This is a genomic window from Streptococcus sp. CSL10205-OR2 (assembly GCF_025660655.1).
In the GTDB taxonomy this organism is placed as follows: Bacteria; Bacillota; Bacilli; order Lactobacillales; family Streptococcaceae; genus Streptococcus.
Genome location: NZ_JAOTIN010000003.1, coordinates 121,076 through 141,726, shown reverse-complemented (window position 1 = coordinate 141,726; position 20,651 = coordinate 121,076). Strand labels below are relative to the sequence as shown.

At 35.1% G+C, this 20,651-nt stretch carries 21 protein-coding genes and 1 rRNA gene; 2 read left to right on the top strand and 20 right to left on the bottom strand.

All coding sequences use genetic code 11. From position 1 onward, the window contains the following. The 4 genes from N7659_RS03065 to N7659_RS03050 all read right to left on the bottom strand — a co-directional run. Positions 1–79 (bottom strand): 16S ribosomal RNA (locus tag N7659_RS03065); the annotation flags it as partial. A 243-nt stretch (positions 80–322) separates the two neighbouring features. After that, the gene (hpf, locus tag N7659_RS03060; protein WP_263275752.1) at positions 323–871 is read right to left on the bottom strand and encodes a ribosome hibernation-promoting factor, HPF/YfiA family; all 549 of its coding nucleotides are present in this window, start codon (positions 869–871) and stop codon (positions 323–325) included. A 78-nt stretch (positions 872–949) separates the two neighbouring features. Continuing rightward, a complete protein-coding gene (locus N7659_RS03055; RefSeq protein WP_263275751.1) occupies positions 950–1,612 on the bottom strand; it encodes a ComF family protein in 663 nt (220 codons plus the stop codon). Continuing rightward, a complete protein-coding gene (locus N7659_RS03050; protein ID WP_263275761.1) occupies positions 1,612–2,910 on the bottom strand; it encodes a DEAD/DEAH box helicase in 1,299 nt (432 codons plus the stop codon). The genes N7659_RS03055 and N7659_RS03050 overlap by 1 nt, the downstream gene beginning before the upstream one ends. A 56-nt stretch (positions 2,911–2,966) precedes the next feature. Here N7659_RS03050 and N7659_RS03045 point away from each other — a divergent pair, with 56 nt between their 5' ends. Both N7659_RS03045 and cysK read left to right on the top strand, forming a co-directional pair. Further along, positions 2,967–3,593, top strand: a complete 627-nt coding sequence (locus N7659_RS03045) for a YigZ family protein (RefSeq protein WP_263275750.1) — start codon at positions 2,967–2,969, stop codon at positions 3,591–3,593. Between the two features lie 51 nt (positions 3,594–3,644). Continuing rightward, entirely contained in the window at positions 3,645–4,565 is a 921-nt protein-coding gene (gene cysK / locus N7659_RS03040; protein ID WP_263275749.1) for a cysteine synthase A, read from the top strand. 31 nt (positions 4,566–4,596) lie between these two features. Here the strand turns inward: cysK and N7659_RS03035 are convergent, their stop codons facing one another. The 16 genes from N7659_RS03035 to rpmG all read right to left on the bottom strand — a co-directional run bounded on the left by N7659_RS03035 (position 4,597) and on the right by rpmG (position 20,609). Continuing rightward, positions 4,597–4,953: a S1 RNA-binding domain-containing protein gene (locus tag N7659_RS03035; RefSeq protein ID WP_263275748.1), complete on the bottom strand. Its 357-nt coding sequence runs from the start codon at positions 4,951–4,953 to the stop codon at positions 4,597–4,599. Further along, positions 4,953–6,350, bottom strand: a complete 1,398-nt coding sequence (locus N7659_RS03030) for a Cof-type HAD-IIB family hydrolase (protein WP_263275747.1) — start codon at positions 6,348–6,350, stop codon at positions 4,953–4,955. The genes N7659_RS03035 and N7659_RS03030 overlap by 1 nt, the downstream gene beginning before the upstream one ends. 29 nt (positions 6,351–6,379) lie before the next feature. Further along, positions 6,380–7,018 carry a response regulator transcription factor gene (locus N7659_RS03025; RefSeq protein ID WP_263275746.1) on the bottom strand — a complete coding sequence of 213 codons (639 nt, stop codon included), beginning with the start codon at positions 7,016–7,018 and terminating at the stop codon, positions 6,380–6,382. After that, complete coding sequence (locus tag N7659_RS03020) at positions 7,011–8,018, bottom strand: sensor histidine kinase (protein ID WP_263275745.1); 1,008 nt, start codon at positions 8,016–8,018, stop codon at positions 7,011–7,013. Before N7659_RS03020 ends, N7659_RS03025 begins: the two co-directional genes overlap by 8 nt. Further along, on the bottom strand, positions 8,015–8,713 hold the full coding sequence (gene liaF, locus N7659_RS03015; RefSeq protein WP_263275744.1) for a cell wall-active antibiotics response protein LiaF: 699 nt from the start codon (positions 8,711–8,713) through the stop codon (positions 8,015–8,017). Before liaF ends, N7659_RS03020 begins: the two co-directional genes overlap by 4 nt. Before the next feature lie 130 nt (positions 8,714–8,843). Beyond that, positions 8,844–10,703 carry a Stk1 family PASTA domain-containing Ser/Thr kinase gene (gene pknB / locus N7659_RS03010; RefSeq protein ID WP_263275743.1) on the bottom strand — a complete coding sequence of 620 codons (1,860 nt, stop codon included), beginning with the start codon at positions 10,701–10,703 and terminating at the stop codon, positions 8,844–8,846. After that, positions 10,703–11,440, bottom strand: a complete 738-nt coding sequence (locus N7659_RS03005) for a Stp1/IreP family PP2C-type Ser/Thr phosphatase (RefSeq protein ID WP_263275760.1) — start codon at positions 11,438–11,440, stop codon at positions 10,703–10,705. The genes pknB and N7659_RS03005 overlap by 1 nt, the downstream gene beginning before the upstream one ends. Before the next feature lie 41 nt (positions 11,441–11,481). After that, complete coding sequence (gene rsmB / locus N7659_RS03000) at positions 11,482–12,804, bottom strand: 16S rRNA (cytosine(967)-C(5))-methyltransferase RsmB (protein WP_263275742.1); 1,323 nt, start codon at positions 12,802–12,804, stop codon at positions 11,482–11,484. Beyond that, positions 12,794–13,729: a methionyl-tRNA formyltransferase gene (fmt, locus tag N7659_RS02995; protein WP_263275741.1), complete on the bottom strand. Its 936-nt coding sequence runs from the start codon at positions 13,727–13,729 to the stop codon at positions 12,794–12,796. The genes rsmB and fmt overlap by 11 nt, the downstream gene beginning before the upstream one ends. Before the next feature lie 48 nt (positions 13,730–13,777). Then, positions 13,778–16,159 (bottom strand): primosomal protein N', encoded by a 2,382-nt coding sequence (locus N7659_RS02990; RefSeq protein ID WP_263275740.1) that lies wholly within the window; start codon positions 16,157–16,159, stop codon positions 13,778–13,780. 40 nt (positions 16,160–16,199) lie between these two features. Further along, positions 16,200–16,517 carry a DNA-directed RNA polymerase subunit omega gene (rpoZ, locus tag N7659_RS02985; RefSeq protein ID WP_258511751.1) on the bottom strand — a complete coding sequence of 106 codons (318 nt, stop codon included), beginning with the start codon at positions 16,515–16,517 and terminating at the stop codon, positions 16,200–16,202. A 21-nt stretch (positions 16,518–16,538) separates the two neighbouring features. Next, the gene (gene gmk, locus N7659_RS02980; RefSeq protein WP_263275739.1) at positions 16,539–17,165 is read right to left on the bottom strand and encodes a guanylate kinase; all 627 of its coding nucleotides are present in this window, start codon (positions 17,163–17,165) and stop codon (positions 16,539–16,541) included. A gap of 168 nt (positions 17,166–17,333) precedes the next feature. Continuing rightward, positions 17,334–17,801: an SsrA-binding protein SmpB gene (smpB, locus tag N7659_RS02975; protein ID WP_263275738.1), complete on the bottom strand. Its 468-nt coding sequence runs from the start codon at positions 17,799–17,801 to the stop codon at positions 17,334–17,336. Then, a complete protein-coding gene (gene rnr / locus N7659_RS02970; RefSeq protein ID WP_263275737.1) occupies positions 17,764–20,130 on the bottom strand; it encodes a ribonuclease R in 2,367 nt (788 codons plus the stop codon). The genes smpB and rnr overlap by 38 nt, the downstream gene beginning before the upstream one ends. A 48-nt stretch (positions 20,131–20,178) precedes the next feature. Then, complete coding sequence (gene secG, locus N7659_RS02965; protein ID WP_258511749.1) at positions 20,179–20,415, bottom strand: preprotein translocase subunit SecG; 237 nt, start codon at positions 20,413–20,415, stop codon at positions 20,179–20,181. A gap of 47 nt (positions 20,416–20,462) precedes the next feature. After that, positions 20,463–20,609, bottom strand: coding sequence for a 50S ribosomal protein L33 (gene rpmG / locus N7659_RS02960; protein ID WP_199567817.1), 147 nt, complete (start codon positions 20,607–20,609; stop codon positions 20,463–20,465). Between the last annotated feature and the right edge of the window lie 42 nt (positions 20,610–20,651).

The following is a 20,651-nucleotide window of genomic DNA, read 5'->3' as shown; positions in this document are numbered from 1 at the left end:
TGATCAAAATGCGTTCCACTTGCATGTATTAGGCACGCCGCCAGCGTTCGTCCTGAGCCAGGATCAAACTCTCATTAAAGTTTGAGTCTTTACTCATTACTGTCGTCTGACAGATTTATTGCTTCTTATTTTTTGACAGGTTACTTTCATAACCCTGCACGTTTGGTTTCTTGTCTTGTTCAGTTTTCAAAGGTCATGCTCTTTCGAGACAACTATTATATTCTAGCACCTCAGCTAAGCTTTGTCAATACATTTTGTCGCTTTTTTATAAAAATTTCTCACCAAGTAGACTCGGTGAGAAGGATATATCATTATTTTTGAATTATTTTGCTTCGATAAGGCCAATTTGTCCATCTTCTCTACGGTAAAGGACATTTGTGGTATTGTCATCTCCATCAGTATAGATAAAGAAGTCGTGTCCAAGTAGTTCCATTTGTAACAAAGCCTCTTCAACATCCATAGGTTTTAGAGTGACATTCTTTGTTCTCACAATTTTTGACACAGGTGCTTCTTCAACTTCTTCTGCCTCAAAAACAGAAGAGAAAACTTCATGTGAAGGTAATTTTTCTTTATGTTTTCTTTCAATTTTAGTTTTATTTTTACGAATTTGGCGTTCAATTTTATCTACCACTAAATCAATTGAACCATACATATCTTGTGATACATCTTCTGCTCTTAGCGTGATAGATCCTAATGGAATGGTAACTTCTACTTTTGATGTTTTTTCACGATAAATTTTCAAATTGACTCTTGCATCTAATTCTTGTTCTTCATTAAAGTATTTTTCAATTTTTGAAATTTTTGCTTCGACATAGTTGCGTATAGCATCTGTTACTTCAATGTTTTCCCCACGAATACTATATTTAATCATACTTATACCTCTTTTCTATTAATAAGCGTTACCTTTACTTATATTATAACGTTTTCATGGATATTTGCAAGTTTTAAATTACCTTGCTAGTGAAAAACTAATCACTTCTTTAGCACCTTTTTGATAGAGTAACTTTTGAATGCCTAAAACAGTTGCACCCGTTGTATAAATGTCATCAATTAATAAAATTTTTTGGGGTATTTTGACCTTTGATTTTATTTCAAATCCCATTAGTGCTGTTAATCGTTCATTTTTTGATTTTTTTGATTGGGCAATACCGTCTTTTTTTATTAGTATGTCTTCATAAGTTACTTTAGCATCATCTAAGAATCCTGTTACTTGGTTAAACTGTCTTTTGGAAAATCGTTCTTTGTTTGTTGGAACAGGGACAATAGTGTAGCTTTTATATCCTTTTAAAAACAGTTTTATTTGATTTGAAAAAACTTTTCTAAGAAGATAATCTCCTTCAAACTTATAGCGACCAAAAAAACCTTTCATGGCTTCATTATAGAGATACAAACTTTGATGTGATGGCTTACTGCCTTTTTCTTGCCAGCGGTGACAATCATCACAAATTCCTGAAATGCCTTCTTTGAAACAAGTCATACAATGGCAGTCGGATAGTTTGGTAAATTGTGATGAGCATTCTGTGCAAATCGTTGGGATTTCTTTTTTAAGAAGGATAATATCAGTTAGTTTAATCTGATTCATCATTGCTTTTTGACATAATAAACAAGTCATTAAAATCCTCCTTTTTGATTCATTATTTTAATTTCTTTTATCGCTTTTTTAATATTGATATTTAAACCATCATGAAAAAACAAAAGTTCTCCTGTGGGTCTTTCACTACTACGTCCGACCCTGCCGGCAATTTGCACTAATGAACTTTTTGAGTAGAGTTTATGGTTGGCTAATAGGACAAAAACATCAACACATGGAAAAGTAACACCTCTTTCTAAAATGGTTGTCGTGATTAAAATCCTCAATTTTCCTTGTCGAAAAGATTCAACAATTTCTAAACGATCTTCTGATAAACTCGTGACAAAAGCTATGTTTTCATCCGAAAAATAACTGGTCATCACTTCTAATAATTGTTTCCCCAGTGTGATATCTGGGATAAACAGTAATAAAGGGTATCGTGTTTTTGCTTGTTGTTTTATTTTTTGTTGCAGTTTTCTGGGTAATTTTCCTTTGACAATACTTTCTCTTAGTTGGCTTAACCAAAAAGGTTTTGGAACAACTAAGGGATTGGCATGAAAACGTCTTGCTAAATCAACTTTTTGTAACCTTTTTTGAGCCACTTCTTTATCTAATTTTTCGGTTGACGTTGCTGTTAAAAAAATGGTTAGACCATCTTTTTTTAAAGCATTGGTCACTGCTTGATATAAACTTCTGTTATCAACAAAAGGAAAAGCATCTACTTCATCAATAATAATCAAATCAAAGGCATGATAGAATTTAAATAATTGATGGACAGTGGCAACAATCAAAGGACTTCTTTGATAAGGTTTTGAACCATTGTGGAGTAAACTGATAGAACATGTAAAATCACGAGAAAAACGATGGTGAAGTTCACGGCAGACATCAATCCTAGGACTTACAAGAGCAATACTTTGACCCTTTTTTAAAGAGCTTGAAACGATTGGATAAATCATTTCTGTTTTCCCAGCTCCTGTAACCGCATGAACCAAACTATTTTCTTTTTCTTTCATGGCAACTAATAGTTTTTGTGATACTTCTGCTTGTAAATCAGTTAACTTCCCTTGCCAGTCTAAGTAATCTTTTTTAGGAAAAGATTTTTGTGGCAGATAATAAAGTTTTTCTGAACTACTTATTCTACCAAAAACAAGACAGTCTCTACAATAATAATCACCGTTAGGTAGGTAGGCTTCTTGTTCAACTGTTGAGGCACATCTCTGACAATAATAAACACCATTTTTCTTTGTCATTGCTGGCATGCTTTTCACGTGTCCTTTTACAATTTCTGGTAAAGTATTTTGGGTAAACAATCTACCGTAATAATCATCTAAATTGGTCATCATTTCTTTATTCGTCTTTTTTTGTCAAAAAAACTAAAAAGAGGTAAAATAAACCTATGAATTATAAAACAATTGCGCAAAACGGTGAGAACGAACAAGAGATTAAAAAATCACGCTTTATTTGCCAAATGAAGCGTATTTCGTCTGAAGAAGAGGGGAAAGCCTTTATTAATGACGTTAAAAAGAAACACTATAAGGCCACTCATTCTTGTTCTGCCATGATTATTGGTGACAATAGTCTCATCAAACGAAGTAGTGATGATGGTGAACCTAGTGGTACGGCAGGTGTTCCTATGCTAACCGTTCTTGAGAAGAATAATCTGACTAATGTTGTTGCTGTAGTGACACGCTATTTTGGTGGTATTAAGTTGGGTGCTGGAGGGTTAATCAGAGCCTATGCTGGTAGTGTTTCTGAAGCCATCAGCCAATTGGGTAAGGTTGAAGTCAAACAATTAGAAGGGATCAAAATTGAGCTTTCTTATGCCCAATATCAAACCCTATCTCAATTTTTAGAAGCTGAAAATTTACAAGAATACCATACCGAATTTTTAGCTAATGTTACAACTTTTATATACTTGGAAAAAGAAAATGTTGACGCTACTCTTTCTCGTTTAACAGAATTTTACAATGGTAAAATAACTACTTCAAAGGAGGGAAGCCAAATTGTTGAAATTCCATTTTGATAGTGATAATATGTTATTCTATAAAAGCTTAAAAAGATTGGAGAATATTTTATGACTAAACTATATAACAATATTACTGAACTTGTCGGGAATACACCAATTGTCAAATTGAATAAGTTGGTTCCTGAAGGAGCTGCCGATGTTTATGTTAAATTAGAATCTTTCAATCCTGGTTCCTCTGTTAAAGATCGTATTGCTTTAGGAATGATTAATCAAGCTGAAAAAGATGGTCTTCTGAAAGAAGGAGATACTATCGTTGAAGCAACTAGTGGAAATACCGGTATTGGTATTGCTTTTGTTGGTGCCGCAAAAGGGTATCATGTTATTATTGTTATGCCTGATAGTATGAGTGTTGAGCGACAAAAATTAATTAAAGCCTATGGTGCTGAGTTAGTTCTAACACCTGGTAGCGATGGTATGCCGGGGGCTATCCAAAAAGCTAAAGAAATTATAGAAGAAAAAAATGCTGTGGCATTATCACAATTTAATAATCCAGCTAACCCAGCAGCTCACGAAAACACTACTGGCCCAGAAATTATTGCTAGTTTTGAAGATATTGGTCTAGATGCTTTTGTTTCAGGTGTTGGTACTGGTGGTACTATCTCAGGGGTTTCTCATGCTCTAAAAAAATGGCAACCAAACATTGCTATCTATGCCGTTGAAGCTAAAGAGTCTGCTGTGCTTTCTGGTGAACCAAAAGGAAAACATGGTATCCAAGGTATTTCAGCAGGATTCATTCCAGATACACTAGATACTAAGAGTTATGATGGCATTGTTACTGTTTCGACAGATGAAGCACTACAAACCTCTCGTAATGCAGCACAAAAAGAAGGGTTGTTAGTTGGTATTTCCGCAGGTGCCGCTCTCTTTGCAAGTATTGAAGTTGCAAAAAAATTAGGTGAAGGTAAGAAAGTATTAGCTATCCTACCGGATACTGGAGAACGTTACCTCTCTACAAGTTTGTTCCAATAAAATAAATAAAGGTTGTCATAAACGACAACCTTTATTTATTTCTTAAAAACTGAAGAGATTCATTAATCCAATGGGGTAATTCTTTTTCTAATGATCGAAAGCCAATCTTAATGCGACTATTAGAAAATCGATGGCGATGTTTCTTTGCTTGTTTTTCTTCTTCAAGGGTTCTTAAAGAAAGGCTTACTTTGTGATTATATTCATCATAGTCAATCACTTGAGCTAGTACATCATCTCCAATTTTAAGTAGTTTATGAATATCATCAATATAACCAGCCTTAATTTCTGAGATATGAATTAATCCGACTAAGCCATTGTCTAAATGGACAAATGCACCATAAGGTTTAATCCCAGTGATAACCCCCTTATGTTTTTCACCGATTTTCATCAATCATTAACCTCTATTGTTAAAATAGTCACATCTTGTGTAGGTTTGTCCGCTAGTCCTGTTTCAACACCAGCAATTTTGTCTAACACCTCATAAGACTCTTCATTTAACAGATGACCAAACACAGTGTGTCGATTATCTAAATGAGGGGTTCCTCCTTTGGTATAAGCTTGAGCAATTTCTTCAGGCCAACCACCTCTTACCATCTCTTTTGGACTATATGGCAAGGTTTTATTTTGTACAATAAAGAACTGACTGCCATTAGTGTTTGGTCCGGCATTGGCCATCGATAAAGCACCACGAAGATTATACAATTCTTTTGAAAACTCATCTTCAAAACGTTCGCCATAAATGGATTCTCCACCCATACCAGTTCCGGTTGGATCGCCACCTTGAATCATAAAGTCATTTATCACACGATGAAAAATCACACCATCATAATAACCATCTTTACTCAGTGCAATAAAATTAGCAACTGTTTTAGGGGCTTGTTCAGGAAATAATTTAAGAGTTAAATCACCTAAGTTTGTTTTAATAACGGCCACAGGCCCTTCACTATTTTCCACTTCTAACTGTGGGAAGTGTAATGTTTTTTCTACCATTCCTAGTTCCTCCAAGGCATTAAAAATACCATTTTCTTCTACTGTTTCTGTAATATAATCTGCTTTTTCCTTAATTTCATGAATAGCATTACCCATAGCGATTGTCATGCCAGCATAATCAAAGATTTCTAAATCATTTTTTTCATCACCAAACACAAGAACATTCTCTGGTTTTAAATCCAAAGTTTCAAGCACTTTGGCTAATCCTAAAGCTTTTGATGTTTCTTTAATCACAACATCCGAAGAATTCTTATGCCATCTAATCAGTCTTAAATTATCAGAAAGATCATCAGGTAATGTAAGACTATCACCTATATCTTCAAACGTCCACATTTGAAAAACATCATTAGTCTCATAAAAATCAGGAACAACATCTAGTTTACCATAAACTGGAATCATGGCATCATCAATAAGACTTGTTCTTTTAGATACCACTGCCTTTTTTGAACCAACAAAACCATAATCAATACCAACTGCTTGACACCACTTAACAAATGCTTCCACCCATTCTCTAGGAATGGGTTTTTTAAAAATTTCTTTTCCTGTAGCAGTCTCAACATAACCACCATTAATGGTTATAAAATAATCAGGTTTTAGAGCTTGAATTTCTGGAACAACGCCATAAAGAGCTCTGCCTGAAGCAATACCTGTGATGTAGCCCTTTTTTTTCAATGATTGAAAAACTGTCTTGATCGACTCTGGCATATAGCCAGTATCTTTGACTCGCAAGGTATCGTCTATGTCAAAAAAGACTGCTTTTATTTTCTTTGCTTTGTATTTTATTTTTAAATCCATGTTTCTCCTTTGTTCTTCCTATACTTCTATTAATCATCCTCAGGTACTAGGTGATGCTGAAAGGCATAGACAACAGCTTGAGTGCGGTCATCAACATTTAATTTTGAGAGAATATTTGAGACATGTGTCTTTACAGTCTTTAGGGAGATAAAGAGTTCATCAGCAATCGTTTGATTATCATAACCTTTCACTAAAAGACTCAAAATATCTCTTTCTCTAGCTGTTAAGTCATCGTGAAGTTCTGGATGCTCTTTATGATGTTTGAATTTTTTATCAACTTCTGTCTCAATAGCTAGCTCACCATTATATACTTTTTTAATGGCATGTAATATTTCAACAGCACTTGATGTCTTCAACATATAGCCTCTAGCACCAGCTTCTATTACTGGATAAATCTTTTCATTGTCAAGATAGCTAGTAAGCACTAAGATTTTAGCTTCTTTCCACTCTTTTAAAATTTCTAGTGTCGCCTTGACACCATCCATCTCAGGCATAACCAAATCCATAACGATAATATCTGGCTTTTTTTCTATGGCAAGACTGACTCCTTCACGACCGTTTTTTGCTTCTGCAACAACTTCTATGTCTGGTTGCATATTTAAAAAACTGCTCAAGCCAAGTCTTACCATCTCGTGATCATCAACTAAAATGACTTTTATCTTACTCATCTTGTTCTCCTTCTTGCATCAATGGCATACGAATGTCCATTGATACTCCTTTTCCTTTAGCACTTTTAATATCAAGTGTTCCTGCTAAATCATCAACGCGTTCTTCAATGTTTTTAAGACCATAACTAAGACTTCTTGCTTGATCAACATCAAAACCTTGGCCATTATCAACCATTTTCAATTGCACTTCAGACTCTTTTTGATTGAGATAGACTTCTAATTGACTGGCTTTGGCGTGTTTTAAGGTATTACTGATAAATTCTTGTGCTATCCTAAAGAGATTGTCTTCTATGGCTTTAGGTAATTGTTTAATGTTTTCCTTATAGACCACTTTTATGCCACTTTTATCCGTTAATTCTTGTAAAATCATGGCAAATCCTTCAGAAAGTGTTTTATCCTCCAACTCCGTTGGTCTTAGGTGTAACAACATCACACGCAAATCATTTTGAGCATCTGTTAAAATGCTTTCTACGGTTAATAACTGATTCTTAAGGTTTTCCTTATCTAGCTGATCAATATTTTGAGAAACACCTGATAGAATCATAGCTGACGCAAACAATTCTTGACTGACCGTATCGTGAAGATCTCTTGCAATACGATGTCTTTCTTTTTTAACAATTTCTTCACTGTTTTGAATATAAGCATTTTCAGTTCTTTGTAAATTAGCAACAAGATGCTTCATTTTATGAGATAAATGACTAATGTTATTTCCCAACTCACTGCTACTTTGCTTACCAATTGGTTTATTATTAATAATACGTCTCAAGTTATTATTCAATTGTCTTTTACTGTATTCATCCATTATAAACCAAACAATTAGTAAAAAGAAGGTTAAAGAAATGATAACAGAAAATGTTGAAAAAATAAACTTGATAAAGATTGATTGATTGCTTGTTATCAGTTCAATATCAAGTCCTAAACTATCAAAAATGATATAGATAATCGATAAAATCGCAATAATAGCATAGAGAAATAAAAGGAGAACGGTATGTTTTTTCATATGCGTTTCACCTCAACATTTCCAGCGATAACACTAATCACAATTTTGACAGTCTTAACAGAGTCTTCATAATCTTTTTCTTGAAATTTTATCGTCTCATTTCGTAAATCATACTCTGGAAAATCAAGAAATTGGATGCTGCCATAGACACTACTAATGTCTAATTTTATCCCAACATCAATAGGAACTTTGATAATAGTGGGGCCATAAATTTTGCGGATGAGAATAATATTATCATGTCCTGTCACAATGACTTGACTCAAATCAATAGTATCTGTACCACTTAATCGGATAATATTAATGTCATCAAAAGCATAGACAGATGAGTTGAGATGATTGTTGTTTCCAATCCACTGATTAGCCATTGGTTTACTTGATAAGCGACGTTCTTGAAATTTAATGAGTGCATATCGATTTTTTTTCTTGACCTGTGAAAAATGATTAATAATCATGTAAAGAATGGCCAAAATAATAGCAGTAATCACATAGGGATTTAGCATCAAGATTAAAAAGAATAACAAAACACTTGTTGTTAAAAAAAAGTTGCCGCGGTTATCGCGATTATAAAATCTCAAAGCTAGTAAAGTCAATACGACAATCAATACAAAACCAGTCAAATCATTTGAAAGAATTGTCATAAAAGCTAAGGCAATTAAAACACTTTCAATAATTAAAAAAATTTGAAATTTTCTCATAGGAGTCCTCATGTCATGGTAGTCTATTTTTGTCATTTTAACAAAAATTCAAGAAAAATTCATCTTCTGCCCATCAAAAAAATATCTTTAGGTGATACCCCTAACAAGGGGCACCAACCTAAAGATAACGTTATGGGGTAGCTTCTTCTTGAGAAGGGGTTGTTTCTTCTATCGTTGTCGTTGTTCTTTGACTTTCTGTTGCTGGCGCTTCAGTTGTTTTATTCTCCGTTGTTGCTCTACTTGTTTCTTCATCATTTGTTGGTTGAAGGTAGATGATGATATCATCTTTTGCAGATAAAATAATCTCTGCTCCATAGTAGGGTTCTTGGGCGACAATCAAACTAGATGTTGGAGGTGATTTAACTTCCACATAACCAGCATTACTTGCTACAAAAGTTTTAATACGAGATGTTGAAACACCAAGTTCTTTCAAGACATTAAGGGCATTGCCATAGGTATCACCGGTAATATTTGGCATAGTAATAGAGTCATTGACAGCTACTTCCAAGGTAATTTTAGAAGAGCCTTTTGGATTATAGGTTTTACCTGGTGCAGGTGTTTGAGCTACGATAATGTCTTTTTCAAACTCGGTAGTTGGAACTTCTTTAATCACAATATTATCTCTAGGGACTCCAAAATTTTGAACAAGTGAGTCCACGATAATTTGATAAGGTTGACCAACATAATTTTCCATCGTAAAAGTAGTGTTACCAATAGAAACATAGATATCAACATCTGTTCCTTTTCGTCTACTGACTCCAGCTGAAGGATTAGTTCTTACAACATGACCTTCTTCCACTGTTTCACTTTCTACTTCCTTGATTTCTCCGATTGAAAAACCTGCATCTCTAATCATGTCTTGAGCAACTGCTAAGGTTTTATTTTCAACGTCAGGTACTTTTTCAGTACTAGGTTGTGTTAAAACAAGGTAGGCAAAACCAACAATAGCTAGAATAACCAGACCAAAGAATAATTTCAAAGCTGTTGATAAAAATGGGTTTTTCTTACCTTTTTTCTCTTTAGTCTCTTCTTTTAATTCTTGTGTTTCTTCTTGTGCTTTTAACAATTGATTGGCAGGAATCGTTGCTGTACTTGAAGTGAATTTTGGTAGAACTTTAGTATCTGTCTGTTGCTCAAAAACAACTTTTCTGTCCTTGATTCTTTTTGGATCTAGAGCAGCGGTTAAATCACTATTCATTTCAACTGTTGACGAATAACGATTTTCAAGTTTTTTAGCAGTTGCTTTAATCACAACATTTTCAAGTGATTGCGGGACATTTAAATTCTCTACTGTGATAGATGGTAGAGGATTTTGGAAATGTTGTAGGGCTATCGTAACAGCACTATCGCCATCATAAGGGATATGACCCGTAAGCATCTCAAAAAGCATGATTCCCATGGCATAGATATCACTTTGAACGGTTGCTTTAGAACCTCTAGCTTGTTCAGGCGACAAGTAATGAACACTTCCTAGCATTGAGTTGGTTTGTGTTAAACTTGTTTCTGCAAAGGCAACAGCAATACCAAAATCGGTTACCTTAGCCATACCATCTGCCGTGAGTAAGATATTTTGTGGTTTTAAATCACGGTGAATAATACCTTTTTGGTGAGCAAGTGTCATTGCTGATAGGACTTGCGTCATAATCGACACCACTTTTTGATTGGATAGTGGTGCGTGTTCTTTGATGTATTTTTTTAAATCTGGGCCATCAACATATTCCATTACGAGGAATTGTTGACCTTCTTCTTCTCCAATATCTCTTATGGCAACAATATTGGGATGATTCAGTTCAGCCATAGCCTTTGCTTCACGTTGGAAGCGAGCTACTGCTACATGATCTGTTTGATAGTTGGTTCGAAGGACCTTAATGGCCACTTCTTCATTATCCAAAATCAAATCATTTGCCAAATAAACATCAGCCATCCCCCCACGACCAATCGATTTGAGGATTCTATAACGCCCAGCAAATAATTTTCCTATCTGGATCATTAGGTTTCCTCTCTTTCAATCTTAACGAGAGCTACGGTGATATTATCTAGACCACCTGCTTCATTAGCCATTTCAATCAGTTTTTCTGTTTTTTCATCAAGGCTCAAATCCTCTTCCAATACTGACACAATTGTTTCATTTGGCAACATATTGGTTAGACCATCACTATTTATCAAGAGATAGTCATTTTCTTCAAGAATTTGAACACCTAAATCTGGTTCAACAGGAGCTGCTTGACCAATTGATTGGGTGATAATATTTTTTTGTGGGTGAACAGAAGCTTCTTCCTCAGTTAGCTGACCAGCTTTAACGAGTTCATTTACCAAAGAATGATCGCTTGTTAGCTGATTATACTCGCCATTACGAATCAAACCGATTCTTGAATCACCGACATGGGCAAACAAGGCGTTTTTATCAACGATAGCCACTGCCTCAATAGTTGTTCCCATCCCTTTATAATCTTCTGATTTACCTAGATCATGGATTTTTTTGTTTTCAATTTCAATAATGGAAATGAGCCAATCTTTTATCTGATTAAGTTCAGTAAAATCAGTATTAACCCACTCACGGCCTAAATCAGTGACAGTCATTTCACTGGCAATATTTCCAGCTCTATGACCTCCCATCCCATCTGCTAAAATAATGAGAGTAATCCCACTTTTATTATCAAATTTATTGATATAATCTTGATTATTTGAGCGCTTCTGCCCAATATCTGTTAACAATGAAATTTTCATATGATTCATACTTTTTCTGACTTTGTCAGTCTCCTTTCAAACTATGAAATACGTTTTATTTGCCCGATAAAGAAACCATCTGTATGGTATTGTTCCGGGGTGATACTTATAAAGCCATTTTTAGTAATATCCTTAAGAGGATGTGTTAATGCTACTTGTTTAAAATTAGGGTGTGTCTCTAAAAATTGAGAAATCACCTGATTATTTTCTTCTTCAAATAGTGTACAAGTACTATAGGTTATTATACCACCTTTTCGTAGTGTTTGACAAACACTAGCTAGGATTTGTAACTGAATCTTTTGTAAATCGACTAAATCTTGTTCTTTTTTTTGATATTTAATCTCTGGTTTACGACGAATAAGTCCTATCCCTGAACAGGGAGCATCAACTAAAATTTTGTCAAAGCTATCTTTTGGAAAATGTTTGTGCACAGTTGTTGCGTCTAATTGCTGAGTATTAATCTTGTCAGAGACGTTCATGCGATTTGCATTTTCTCTTACTAATTCCAGTTTATGTTCATAAATATCTAAAGCAGTAATCTGACCACTGGTTAAATAAGTAGCCATGTGAACTGTTTTTCCACCAGGAGCACTACAGGCGTCAAGAATAGTTTCATCACCTTTTATTTTTAGAGTAGGAGCAACAAGTTGACTAGATTCGTCTTGAATGGTTATTTCACCATTTCTAAAATAATCTGTTCTCGTTACATTTCCTGATGATTTCACTAAACCAACCGGCGATAAAAGTGATGAACTGGCTTCTAAAACGTCAGCTATTTCTGTTATTTTTTCTGGGTTTGTGACACGAAAACTGGTTTTATTGCGTACAAAAAGACTTTCAAAAATGGCTAGTGCTCTTTGTTCACCGTATTGGGCAATCATTTTTTTCACCAACCAAACAGGTACAGAATATTGGATGGAATAACGTTTATTGATACGTTTTATGGTTTTATAATCTGGTCTTTTTGTTCTTAAAAATTGACGAAGAACAGCATTAACCAACTTCTCTTTGCCTCTATTTTTACCTCTATCTTTAGCGATAACGACGGCATCATTGACTACGGCATGATCTGGTATTTTATCAAGATAGATGATTTGATAAAGACTCATCATCAAAAGATGATAGAGCCAAGGTTCTAATTTATCACGGTCTTCTATAAAATGAGAAAGATACCATTCTAAGGTGATTTTTCGAGAGACGGTTCCATAAACAATTTCGGTGATAAGCGCCTTATCTTTATCTCCTAATTGACTTTTCTCTAAGTTTTGATTTAGGAGAATATTAGAGTAAGCACCTTCTTCAAAGATAGCAGTTAACATTTCTAGTGCTTTACCTCTAGGCATTTTTTTCCATTTACTCACCAAAAACATCACCTACTTCAATCGTTCTTCCAACTCCATTTAGAAAATCACTAACAGACATTCTTGGTTTTCCTGCTAGTTGCACACTCTTTAATGAAATAGCCCCTTTACCGGCAGCAACAATCAGTTCTTTTTTTGTCTTCTTAATGATTGTTCCTGGATGACCCTCACCTGAAACTTCACTGGCTTCATAAATTTTAAAGCGTTTGTCATTTAAAAAGGTGTGGGCTACTGGCCACGGGTACATCCCTCTAATTTGATTAAAAATGGTTCTAGCAGGTTTCTGCCAGTTTATTTGTTCTTCTTCTGGAGTAATATTGGGTGAAAATGTCGCCTTATCTTCTTCTTGAGCGATTGGTTTTAATTCTCCCTTAATATAATCTGGTAAACTCTCTAACAACAAATCTCTACCGATAATGGCTAATTTGTCAAATAAGGTGCCAACATTATCCTCATCGGTAATAGCTAGTTTGGCTGTTGCAATCATCGCACCTGCATCCATTTGTTTGACCATTTCCATGATGGTCACTCCAGTTTCTTTTTCATCATTCATCAGAGCGTAATGAATCGGAGCCCCTCCTCGGTATTTAGGTAGAAGAGAAGCATGAACATTAATCGCAAAGTCTACTGATTTTAGGAGTTTCTCTGGTAAAAATTGACCAAAAGCAGCCGTAACAATCCCATCAGCTCCCAAGGTCATTAGTTGATCAAGTTCTTGGCTGTTGGATAGTCTTTCTGGCTGATAAACAGGAATGCTATGCAGTAAAGCAAGATTTTTTACTGGCGTCATTTTGATTTCTTTTTTGCGTCCAACGGCCCTATCAGGCTGAGTGACCACTGCAATAATATCATACTGTGGCTGGGTTAGTAGCCCTTCTAAAACAGTCGCTGAAAAATCAGGAGTCCCCATAAAAATTAGTTTTGTCATTATACTTCCCTTTCCTTGTTCCAACTATTATAGCATAAGTCTGACAAGCTATATAAAGTTTTGAGGTTCGTAATCAATGGCTAAACGCAAGTGTTTATTTTCTTTGTCTTGCGTCAATTCTAAAATATGATTCATTGCCTCTTCTAAATGATCTTCAAAACGATACTTGACTATTAACTGGTAGTGGTAATAATTATTGGTTCTTGCAACAGGTTTTGGTGTTGGACCAAGAATGGTCACTTGATCGCTGAGTTGATTTTTCAAGATATCCAAGACCTGATATGATTTTTTAATGGCTTCTTCTTCACTACGATGTGACAAGGTTAAACCAATCGTAAAATAATAAGGCGGGTAACCGAGTTGGTGTCTTAGTGTCATTTCATAGCGATAAAAACTTTCATAATCTTGTTGTTGAGCTAATTGAATAGCATAATGATTAGGATTGTAGGTTTGGATAATCACTTCCCCATTTTTATCAGAACGACCTGCTCGACCAGCAACTTGGGTTAAGAGCTGAAATGTTTTTTCAGAAGCACGAAAATCTGGGAGATTAAGTGAGGTATCAGCATTTAAAACACCAACAAGAGTGACGTTAGGAAAATCAAGCCCTTTAGCAATCATTTGAGTTCCTAAGAGAATATCGGCTTCTTGTTTTTCAAATTGAGACAAGAGAGACTCATGTGCTCCTTTTTTTCTTGTTGTATCGACATCCATTCTTAAAATTTTAGCAGTTGGAAAGGCTTGTTGTAATTCATCATAAGCTTTTTGAGTTCCTGTTCCATAATATCTAATACTTGAACTACCACAGTTTGGACAGGTTCTTGGAATCGCCTTTGAAAAACCACAGTAGTGGCAATTCATTGTTTTTGTCGACATGTGAAGCGTTAATGAAATGTCGCAATTTGGACATTCATCAACATAAGCACACTCCCGACACATGATAAAACTAGAATACCCTCGTCTATTTAGCATTAAAATACTTTGCTCTTTTTTATTGAGACGATCAGCTATCTTCTCAAGTAATAGCGGAGTATAGTTACTCAATTCTTGTTGACCAACATAATCCCTAAAGTCAACCACTGTCACTTTAGGAATGGTCGCATTTGGCGTTGCTCTTTTTGTCAACTGAAGAAAATGATAAACCTCTTTACTAGCACGTGCACGACTTTCTATACTTGGTGTTGCACTTCCCATTACCAAAACTGCTTGGTGATATTTGGCTCTTATGAGAGCAACATCACGCGCGTGATATCTTGGGTTAGAATCTTGTTTATAGGAAGATTCATGCTCCTCATCAATAATAATGGCTCCAATATTATCTAGTGGAGCAAAAATGGCTGACCTAGCACCAACGACGACCTTGGCTTCTTTGTTTTTAATCTTTCGCCATTCATCAAATTTTTCACCTTCAGACAAGCCAGAGTGCATAATCGCCACTTGATGACCAAAACGTGAAATAAAGCGACTAGTCATTTGTGGCGTTAAAGAGATTTCAGGGACTAAAACAATAGCTGTTTTTCCCATTTTTAAAACCTGATCAATCACATGAAGATAGACTTCTGTTTTTCCACTACCTGTAATACCCTCTAAAAGATAAGGTTTATTAGGTTTTCCAACATGAGCAACAATCTCATCAACAATCTCTTTTTGTTGCTTATTGAGTTGTAAAAAATCTGTTTTAGAAATGGCATCAAAGTAATTTTGATTACGATTAATTTCAATTTCAGAAATTGTGATAAGCTGATGATCAATAAAATAGTTGACAACATTTCTTGAAAATTGTTGATAAAGGTCTGATAATTTCCCTTTTTCTTTTTGGGTCAGTAGATATTCTTTCAAGGCAAGACGTTTCTTTGCACGATTAGAAATCTCTACTTGTGATAGTGCTTTTGAAATGTCATAATACTTTTCAACTTTTATCGTTTTTTTATCTTTGGCTTCATAGGTTACTGAAATTTGCCCTGAAGCAATTAGCTTAAGACTTATTTTTTGTACTTCTTCTGAAAGAGATGAAAACAAAACATCTTCTTTCTCTTTGAAAATGAGTTTGGCATCTTCTTGGCTAAGACTCTCTCTAGGTGTCAACCGTTTATCATAATTAGAATTAAGGAGGTTAGGAATCATTGCTTTTAGGATTGATACTTTATAAGAAAAGACAGTTTTTCTCATTTCAGTTGCCAAAAACAGTTGTTCTTTATTAAGAACTGGCACAAAATCTAACACACTAACAACTTCTTTTAACTCGTCAGACTCAGAAAGAGTAATATCAAGGACAAAGCCTTGTAGTAATCGATTTGCTCGACCAAAAGGGACATGAACTCTTGAACCAACGGCAACAAGGTCAAGCAAGTGATCTGGAATACTGTATGAAAAAGGTTTATCTGTTTGCATTGAAGGAATATCAACAATGACTTGAGCTGTTTTTTTCATTAGCTACCTCCATACGAAAAATCTAAGATTGATAGCAATCTTAGATTTTTTCACCTTCTTCTTCTTTTTCTTTTGCAATTTGTTCTTTTATCTTACGTTCTTCAGCTTCTTTAGCAAGTCGTTCTGCTTCAATCTTAGCTCGTACTGCTGCACGTTTTGCAACAGGATCTGGATGGATAACAACATTTCCAGACTCAATTTCTTCTAAAGCACGCAAGGTTGACTTCACTGATTTAAAGTCTTGTGTTGGGGTTGCTCCCATCTCTAACTCATGAGCTCTTTTAGCTTGAAGCACACAAAGTGAATATTTAGATGGTACTTTATCTAATAAAGTATCAATGGAAGGTTTTAACATCATAAGTTTGATCTCTTTTCTATATTATCTAACAGGTAATTCTTTGGGAATCATGGCATTGTAATGACCAATCACTCGCTCAACTCTAAAATGTTCAACTTCAATAATTCGTTTTACACGTTCAGCTGCTAAAGCTACTTCGTCATTAACAACGGCATAGTCGTACTCACGCATAAGAGCAATCTCTTCTTTGGCACGCTCAATTCTTTTAGCAATCATTTCTTGACTATCTGTACCACGGCCGATTAAACGTCCTTCTAACTCTTCTAAGTCAGGTGGTGTCAAGAAGATAAAAACACCATCTGGTACTTTCTTTTTAACTTGAAGGGCACCTTGAACTTCAATTTCAAGAAAGACATCAATGCCTTTATCAAGCGTTTCATTAACATAAGTGAGCGGGGTTCCATAGTAATTGCCAACGTATTCTGCATACTCTAGCATCAACCCTTTTTTAATAAGGTCCTCAAACTCTTCACGCGTCCTAAAGAAATAATCCACACCATCTACTTCACCAGGTCGTTGTGGTCTGGTTGTCATTGAAACGGAATATTCAAATTTGTGATTGGGTGTCGAAAAAATTTCTTGTCTAACTGTGCCTTTTCCAACACCTGATGGTCCAGAAAAGATGATTAATAAACCACGTTCAGACATTCTATTCTCCTTATCATTTTGTTCTCTTTAGTCTATCAAAAATCGATTGTTTTTTCAAGTTTATTTCACAAGGACTAGCTGGCAACGTCTACTCTATCACTTATTTATCTTTTTATTTTAAACACTTCTTTACAATTCAAACATTAGAACAATAACGCCATTTTTACCTTAGCGTTTGTTAAATTGTTTCATCTGACGTTTAATGTCTCTTTCTTGCTCACGACGCTTGATAGATTCACGTTTATCATAGTCATGCTTACCTTTTGCTAGACCAATCAAAACCTTGGCAAAACCATTTTTAAGGTAGACTTTCAAAGGAACCAAGGTCATCCCAGTCCCTTTTAATTCTTTTTCAATTTTTTCAATTTCTCGACGTTTTAGCAGTAATTTACGGGTTCTATAGGGGTCTTGGTTCCAGATGTTCCCTTGTTCATATGGGGTGATATGTACATTATTTAGCCAAACTTCACCATTTTTAATTTGGGCAAAACCATCTTTTAAGGTGATTCTAGCAGCTCTGACACTTTTAATTTCTGTTCCTGTTAGAACAATTCCTGTTTCGTAGGTGTCAATAATATGGTAATCGTGTCTCGCTTTCTTATTTTGAGCGACGAGTTTTCCCTCTTCTTTTACCATGGCCTCCTCCTTTTTTAATCACTTCCTTATATTTTATTTTCTCGCCTTTTTTCTTGGGAATGGCTTTAGCGATTTTTTTATCAAGTGATTGTTTATTAGCTTTTTTCTCACCGTGTTTGGTTAAAGGTTTCTTTTCTTTTGTTTTTGAACGACGACGATGATTTTTTTCTACTTTCATGCGTTTTTCAACAACATCAAAATCACTAGGAAGATACTCAAAATCAATATCGCCTGTTTCTTTATCGGCATTAACCAGTTTGACTCTAATGGGCTGTCCAACCCTAAAAACCTTGCCTGATTTTTCTCCTAGCAATAACATGCCACGTTCATTGTAATGATAGTACTCAGGGAGATTAGTGACATGGATTAAGCCTTCAATAGTATTTGGTAATTCAACAAACATCCCAAACTTAACAATACTACCGATAATACCATCAAATTCTTCACCAACATAGGCAGACATGTATTCTGCTTTTTTCATTGACTCAACTGTTCTTTCAGCATCAACGGCACGTCTTTCTAATTGTGATGATTGGCTAGCAATCTCTGGAATCAGATGGCTAAAGTGTTCTGTTTTTTCATGTGAAACTGTTTCATATTCTCTAATCAAACGGTGAACCAGTAAATCTGGGTAACGTCTGATGGGACTTGTGAAATGCGTATAATACTCTGCAGCCAAGCCATAATGTCCATGATTATGCTCAGAATATCTGGCTTGTTGCATGGAACGTAGTAGCATCATAGAAAGCACTTCACTACCTGGTTGCCCTTTAATATTTTTCATGAATTCCTGAAGGGCAGTTTGTGTGATTTTATTGGCTGTTCCTTGAATTTTCACACCAAAAACACTAGCATAGTCAATAAATTTTTGTACTTTTTCTGCTTTTGGTTCTTCGTGAATACGATAGATAAATGGTAATTCTAATTTGGCAAAATGTTCAGCAACACATTCATTGGCAGCCAACATAAAGGATTCAATCATCCTCTCAGATAGACCTCTTTCACGCACAGCAATATCAATCGGAAAACCTTTGTCATTCACGATAATCTTGGCTTCTGTTGTGTCAAAGTTAAGACTTCCTCTTTTTTCACGCATTTTTTCAAGACGATCATGAAGAATAACCATCTGTTCAACACTGTCTTTAATAGTTGAGTAGGTCTGTAACAATTCTTCGTCACCAGCAATCATCTGGTTAACATCACTATAAGTCATCCTAAAAGTAGTGTTAATCACTGATGGTGCCATTTGATAGTGGACAACTTTCCCTTTTGGATTAATTTCCATGATGGCTGAAAGTGTTAGGCGATCAACGTTTGGATTAAGAGAACAAATACCATTTGACAAACGTTCTGGTAGCATAGGGACCACACGGTCTGTCACATAAACACTGGTTCCTCTTGATAAGGCTTCCTTGTCAAGTGGTGAATTTTCTGTGACATAATAAGAAACATCTGCGATATGTACTCCCAACTCGAAATTGCCGTTATCAAGTGCTTTGATATGAATGGCATCATCCAAGTCTTTGGCATCTGCACCATCAATAGTAAAGGTAATCTCATCTCTTAAATCAATGCGACCAAGATAATCTTTTTTGTCGGGTTTTTCTGAAATACTATTTGCTTGATTAATGACCTCTTCTGGAAATTGTGAGACGATGTCCATCGACTCTAACACTTCCAAGACATCAATACCTACCTCACCCTTGTGACCAATAATATCTGTAATGTCAGCTATAAAATAATCAGCTTCTTTAGTCGGATAACTGCTAATAGCTACTTTTAAAACTTCTGTCCCATCTAAAACAAGCGGTGTTTTTTTGAGATAGATTTTTTGACTAATCTTTTGATTTTTACTCTTAATATAACCGATAAAACCATTTTTTTCTGTGCTTGGGACAAAGGAGCCGACAACTGTTTTGATACTTCTTTCAACAATTTCAACAATCTCGGCTTCTGCTGAAGAATCACTCAAGCGATTTGCCACTTTTTTGATACTGACTTTCACCCTATCACCATCTATGGCATTCGCGGTATCTTGTCTACTGACGAATAAATCAGCTTCTTCACCATCAATTGAGATAAAGCCAAAACCAGCTCGGTTAGCTCTAAAAATCCCTTCTATTAAGACTGCTTCTTTCTTTTTTTTCGCCTCTTTTAAAGAGATATCTCCTTGGTCATTAAACCATAGAACTCCCTTGTTATCTAATTGGGCAATTATCTTAATAAGATCACGAAAACCAGTTGACGTGTCAACATCTAAGGCCTTAGCGATAGTGTCAACACTAGATGGTCCGTGTTCTTTTAAGTAGTTCAATAATAAATCTTTCATTTGTTCCTTTCATTAAAAAAATGAGCTAGACAATGTCAAGCTCACCTTTTATTTACTTGATAAAATAGCTAAAGCAAGTGCAACTAAGAGCCAGACAAAAACTAAAATTCCGGTAAAGCGTTGCATGAATGCTTCAAAACCACGCGCCTTTGTTCTTTCAAACAGGGCTTGTGAAGCACTATTGTCAAATACGTTGCTACTTGGATTTTTTTGTGGTTGCATAAAAATAGCAACAATAATAATACCAGATAATATCAATAATATATTTAGTAAAATGCTATACATGAGTCATCTCCTCTACTGTCATCTTGGTCATTCTATCATAATTTTTATTAAGATTCAAGATGTAAGGTCACTTTTCTTTCTTTTGGGCAATACTTTAAAACCTTTATTTTTTCGGGATGATTGGTTTTATTTTTGCTGGTGATGTAATTTTTACTACCACATTCTGTACAAGTTAAATTAATTTTAATGCGCACACCATCACCTACCCTTCTTTCAATATTCCAGTTATAACAATC

Bases quoted from the DNA above. Each gene is read 5' to 3' on its own strand.
- N7659_RS03035 (WP_263275748.1), bottom strand. From the start codon at position 4,953: ATGAAAATCGGTGAAAAACATAAGGGGGTTATCACTGGGATTAAACCT.
- pknB (WP_263275743.1), bottom strand. From the start codon at position 10,703: ATGATCCAGATAGGAAAATTATTTGCTGGGCGTTATAGAATCCTCAAA.
- rpoZ (WP_258511751.1), bottom strand. From the start codon at position 16,517: ATGATGTTAAAACCTTCCATTGATACTTTATTAGATAAAGTACCATCT.
- N7659_RS03030 (WP_263275747.1), bottom strand. From the start codon at position 6,350: ATGGATTTAAAAATAAAATACAAAGCAAAGAAAATAAAAGCAGTCTTT.
- smpB (WP_263275738.1), bottom strand. From the start codon at position 17,801: ATGGTAAAAGAAGAGGGAAAACTCGTCGCTCAAAATAAGAAAGCGAGA.
- liaF (WP_263275744.1), bottom strand. From the start codon at position 8,713: ATGAGAAAATTTCAAATTTTTTTAATTATTGAAAGTGTTTTAATTGCC.
- N7659_RS03025 (WP_263275746.1), bottom strand. From the start codon at position 7,018: ATGAGTAAGATAAAAGTCATTTTAGTTGATGATCACGAGATGGTAAGA.
- cysK (WP_263275749.1), top strand. From the start codon at position 3,645: ATGACTAAACTATATAACAATATTACTGAACTTGTCGGGAATACACCA.
- fmt (WP_263275741.1), bottom strand. From the start codon at position 13,729: ATGACAAAACTAATTTTTATGGGGACTCCTGATTTTTCAGCGACTGTT.
- secG (WP_258511749.1), bottom strand. From the start codon at position 20,415: ATGTATAGCATTTTACTAAATATATTATTGATATTATCTGGTATTATT.
- N7659_RS03020 (WP_263275745.1), bottom strand. From the start codon at position 8,018: ATGAAAAAACATACCGTTCTCCTTTTATTTCTCTATGCTATTATTGCG.
- N7659_RS03050 (WP_263275761.1), bottom strand. From the start codon at position 2,910: ATGACCAATTTAGATGATTATTACGGTAGATTGTTTACCCAAAATACT.
- hpf (WP_263275752.1), bottom strand. From the start codon at position 871: ATGATTAAATATAGTATTCGTGGGGAAAACATTGAAGTAACAGATGCT.
- N7659_RS03055 (WP_263275751.1), bottom strand. From the start codon at position 1,612: ATGACTTGTTTATTATGTCAAAAAGCAATGATGAATCAGATTAAACTA.
- rnr (WP_263275737.1), bottom strand. From the start codon at position 20,130: ATGAAAGATTTATTATTGAACTACTTAAAAGAACACGGACCATCTAGT.
- N7659_RS03005 (WP_263275760.1), bottom strand. From the start codon at position 11,440: ATGAAAATTTCATTGTTAACAGATATTGGGCAGAAGCGCTCAAATAAT.
- N7659_RS03045 (WP_263275750.1), top strand. From the start codon at position 2,967: ATGAATTATAAAACAATTGCGCAAAACGGTGAGAACGAACAAGAGATT.
- gmk (WP_263275739.1), bottom strand. From the start codon at position 17,165: ATGTCTGAACGTGGTTTATTAATCATCTTTTCTGGACCATCAGGTGTT.
- N7659_RS02990 (WP_263275740.1), bottom strand. From the start codon at position 16,159: ATGAAAAAAACAGCTCAAGTCATTGTTGATATTCCTTCAATGCAAACA.